Here is a 3,940-nt window from a genome sequence, read left to right as displayed (position 1 = left end):
GTTGTGGGTGCCCGAGACCAACGCTTGAGCGATCAGCGGCGTGGTCCCACCGAGCGCGGAGATCGAGACGTTGTAGGAGATGGCCAGCGCGCCGTTGCGGACATTGGTCGGAAACAGCGCCGGCATCGTGGCCGGCGATGTGCTGTCGAAGCATAGTTCCATCAGGCCGAGAAGCAGCACCCCGGCGAAGATCAGCGGGTAGCCGCCCCCGTGCTGGATGAGCAGAAACGCCGGGACCGACCCCGCGATCAGCAGCACACAACCCGCACGCATAATCGGCTTCACGCCGATGCGGTCGGACAGCGCCGCGACGGACACCAGCAGGATCGCCACGATGGTCAACGTCCCGGTGATCATCGCAAGCCCGGCCTTATGGCCGATGTGGACTATCACCTTGAGGTACGTCGGCAGATAGCCGGTCAGCATGTAGTCGGCGGCGTTGGAGGTGTAGACCAGTGCCGCGCAGATCAGCATCGGCTTCCATTGCTCGGCGATGGTGCGCCGATACTGGCCGGAATCGTCCGCGGACGGCGCCTGCGGGCTCTCACCCTGGTAAGCGGGCGACTCCTCGAGTCGCATCCGCATGAACACCGCGACCAACCCCAGCGGCGCGCTCAGCACCAACGGCACCCGCCATCCCCAGGTCAGCATGTCGTGACTCGGGAGCCAGGTCTGCAACGCGGTGACGATCAGACCTGCGGCCACGAAACCAGCCAGGTTGCCCAGCGGCAAAAACCCCACCACTCTTCCGCGTTTGCGGTCGGGCGCCTGCTCGACGATGTAGGTCATCGCCCCGACGTACTCGCCGCCGGTCGAGAGTCCCTGGAAAATTCGCCCGACCACGAGCAGAATCGGGGCCCAGATGCCGATGGCGTTGTAGCTCGGTAACAGGCCAGTCCCGGTGGTGCCGATCGTCATCAGCGTGATCGTGATGACCAGCACGCGTTTGCGTCCGATGCGGTCGCCGAGCGGGCCGAAGATGATCCCACCGATCGGGCGCACCGCGAACGCTGCCGCCAAGGTGCTGAACGTGGCGATCAGATGGATTGCGCTGACGCTGTTACCGGGATAGAACACCTGCGCGATGATGGTGGCGATATAACCGTAGACCCCGAAGTCGTACCACTCCATGAAGTTGCCGATCGAGGCGCCTTTGAGGGATTGACGCATCATCTCGGGGTCGGTGACCTGGATCTGGCCGCGGGTCCACCGTCGCCGGCGTCCTCGACCGAGGCCGGAAAGCCGGCGTGCGGTATTCATCGAGAAGTCAGGTACCCGTTAGGGACCATGTTGAAAGCGGTAGTGATGAATCCCGCATCTAGCGCTGTTCGGGTCCCTTCACGGTCAGGACGACGTACGTCGCCAGAAAAGACGCGGCGGGGACGACGTTGACGAGGCGGTCGCGGACCCGAAGATGGGCACCGACCGCAAGGGCGAAGTACAACGTCAGCATGGCGGTAGTCAGTCGCGCCAATGCCGGAAACCGCCCGGCAGAAAACAATCCGACTGCCGAGGCCGCTTTCGACACCGGAAATATCCACCGGATGTCTTGCGGAACTTCAAGGCTGTCGAGCGTTCTCGCGATGGGGGCGATCGGGACCGCGCACGCCACCGCGTCGATGGCCTGGAATGCCGCCAATCCCGCGTAGGTCTTCGGCGATGCCCAAGCGCCCATCTCAGTGCCCCAACTCGTGCTGGAGCGGCAATGCGACGTCGACCGGCTTGCGGGCGTCTGCTTCGGCCTTGGCCACCGCCTGCAGGAGGGCCGGGTCGGTCTCGGTGGAGAACCAGTCGGCCACATCCGAGTCGTCCTCGGGCTTAGGCGGGGTGCTGTCGACCGGTGAGGGCACGAAACGGAACACCCCGTCGTCGCCCGGCGCCCCGAGTAACTTGGTGAAGCCCTGCAACGCCGTGCCGAAATCGCTGGGCACCACCCACACCTTGTTGGCGCTGCCCTCGGCGATTTTCGGCAGGGTCTGCAAGTACTGGTAGGCCAGCATCTCGGGCGTCGGGCGGCCAGCCTTGATGGCCGCGAAGGTCTTCTCGATCGCCTTGGCCTGTCCCTGCGCCTGCAGGTAGGCCGCGGCCCGCTCACCCTGCGCCCGCAGCATCCGGGACTGCCGATCGGCCTCGGCGGCAAGGATCGCGGCCTGCTTGGCGCCTTCGGCGGCCAGAATCTGAGACTGCTTCTCGCCCTCGGCCTGCGTGATCGAGGCCTGCCGCATGCCCTCAGCGGTCAAGATCACGGCGCGCTTCTCGCGGTCGGCCTTCATCTGCTTTTCCATCGAGGCCTGAATCGACGGCGGCGGATCAATACTGCGCAGCTCCACCCGCGCCACCCGCAGGCCCCAGCGTCCGGTGGCCTCGTCGAGCACGCCGCGCAGCTGACCATTGATCTGATCGCGCGAGGTCAGTGTCTGCTCCAGCGTCATGCCGCCGACCACGTTGCGCAGCGTGGTGGTGGTCAGCTGCTCGACCCCCACGATGTAGTTGCTGATCTCGTAGACCGCGGCCTGCGGGCTGGTCACCTGGAAGTAGACGACGGTGTCGATGTTCAGTGTCAGGTTGTCCTCGGTGATCACCGGCTGCGGCGGAAACGACACCACCCGTTCACGCAGGTCCACCCGGGCGCGGACCCGGTCGATGAATGGGATCAGCAGGGTCAGCTGACCGCTGATCGTGCGGCTGTAGCGACCCAACCGTTCGATCACCGCCGCTTCCGCCTGCGGGATCAGCGTCACCGACTTGGCCACCACGATGATCGCGAATACCACCAGTGCGGCGAAAAAAACCAGCCCGGCCGTTGCACCTTGCATGGGGATCTCCTAACCCTCTGAAAACGATTACGGATTCCAGACCACGGCGGTGGCCCCATCAATACGCATCACGGTGACCTCTGCGCCCGGTTCGAACTCGTCACCCTCAATCAATGGCCTCGCGGTCCACACCTGACCGTCCACCTTCACCTGGCCCTCGTCGCGGGCTACCCGGTCGAGCACCAGCGCGCGCTTGCCCTCCAGCGCTTCGATGCCCGTCGTCAGGCTGTTCGGCGGGGTCAGCCGCCGCCGAAGAGCCGGTCGGACCAGCGCCAGCAGCAGCACCGACACCACCAGGAACACGGCACCGTCGGCCCAGATCGGGGCGTCCAGCAGCCAGCTGAATCCGGCTGCGGCCAGCGCGCCACCACCCAGCATGAGCAGGGACATGTCACCGGTGAGCGCCTCGGCGCCAGCCAGACCCAACGCGACGATGAGCCAGATCACAGCCGCGGACATGCCGTCAGGATATCGCGTGATCGGCCCGGCACCGCGCGAACAACTAGACTGCGGATCCATGTGGTGCCCAAGCGCAACGCTCTCGGTCTGGGCCAATGCCTGGCTGGCCGGCCAGGCCGCACCCGACGACGTTCTCGACGCGTTATCCTGCTGGGCGCCAACACAATCGGTGACCGCTTACGATGCGGTCGCGGCGGGTCGCACCGGTCTCCCCTGGCCTGACGTCCACGATGTGGGCGTGGTCTTGCTGTTGCAGACGTTGCGGATGGCCGCCGGACGGTCGTCATCCGGTACACCGTCGATCACGGTGGTGCTGCCGGTTCCCGGCGATGTCCGGGGGCTGGCACCGGGAACCCAGTTCGAACGGGACGCGATAGCGGCCGGTGAGGCGGTGATCGTCACCCACCCAGACGATGCCGGCAAGGCCGTCGGATTGGTGCCCGAATTCGAGTACGACAGTTCCGATGGCGACCCGGTGATACCCGAACTGGCCGCGCTGTCCTGGACGGTCTATTCCTTGCCCGCCGCCCCGATGCTCGACCACACCCCGCTCGGCGAGGCCGAGTATGAGCTGCGGCTGGCGGTGCGGTCCGCGGCGGACGCGCTCACCGCGATCGGGCTCGGATCCACCGGAGCCGATGTCGACGATCCGCGCGGGATGGTGG

At 66.0% G+C, this 3,940-nt stretch carries 4 protein-coding genes and 1 pseudogene; 1 reads left to right on the top strand and 4 read right to left on the bottom strand.

Translation table 11 applies throughout. The features are described 5' to 3' along the window. From AC2VOU_RS04140 to AC2VOU_RS04125, 4 genes are all read right to left on the bottom strand, one after another. Positions 1–1,170: MFS transporter (locus tag AC2VOU_RS04140; protein WP_486956208.1), on the bottom strand; the 1,170-nt coding region annotated here is incomplete at its 3' end. A gap of 148 nt (positions 1,171–1,318) precedes the next feature. Then, the gene (locus AC2VOU_RS04135) at positions 1,319–1,675 is read right to left on the bottom strand and encodes a DoxX family protein (RefSeq protein WP_486956207.1); all 357 of its coding nucleotides are present in this window, start codon (positions 1,673–1,675) and stop codon (positions 1,319–1,321) included. 1 nt (position 1,676) lies between these two features. Continuing rightward, a complete protein-coding gene (locus AC2VOU_RS04130; RefSeq protein ID WP_486956206.1) occupies positions 1,677–2,816 on the bottom strand; it encodes an SPFH domain-containing protein in 1,140 nt (379 codons plus the stop codon). A 27-nt stretch (positions 2,817–2,843) separates the two neighbouring features. Continuing rightward, positions 2,844–3,275 carry an NfeD family protein gene (locus AC2VOU_RS04125; protein WP_486956205.1) on the bottom strand — a complete coding sequence of 144 codons (432 nt, stop codon included), beginning with the start codon at positions 3,273–3,275 and terminating at the stop codon, positions 2,844–2,846. Between the two features lie 58 nt (positions 3,276–3,333). Here AC2VOU_RS04125 and AC2VOU_RS04120 point away from each other — a divergent pair. Next, positions 3,334–3,940, top strand: a pseudogene (locus AC2VOU_RS04120) (hypothetical protein); the annotation flags it as partial.

This window comes from Mycobacterium sp. TH-M25, from assembly GCF_057473665.1.
Note: the sequence above shows the minus strand (reverse complement) of the source record. Positions and strands in the feature narration are given on the sequence as shown.

Excerpts from the sequence above, each read along its gene's own strand:
- AC2VOU_RS04135 (WP_486956207.1), bottom strand. The coding sequence starts at position 1,675 with ATGGGCGCTTGGGCATCGCCGAAGACCTACGCGGGATTGGCGGCATTC.
- AC2VOU_RS04130 (WP_486956206.1), bottom strand. The coding sequence starts at position 2,816 with ATGCAAGGTGCAACGGCCGGGCTGGTTTTTTTCGCCGCACTGGTGGTA.
- AC2VOU_RS04125 (WP_486956205.1), bottom strand. The coding sequence starts at position 3,275 with ATGTCCGCGGCTGTGATCTGGCTCATCGTCGCGTTGGGTCTGGCTGGC.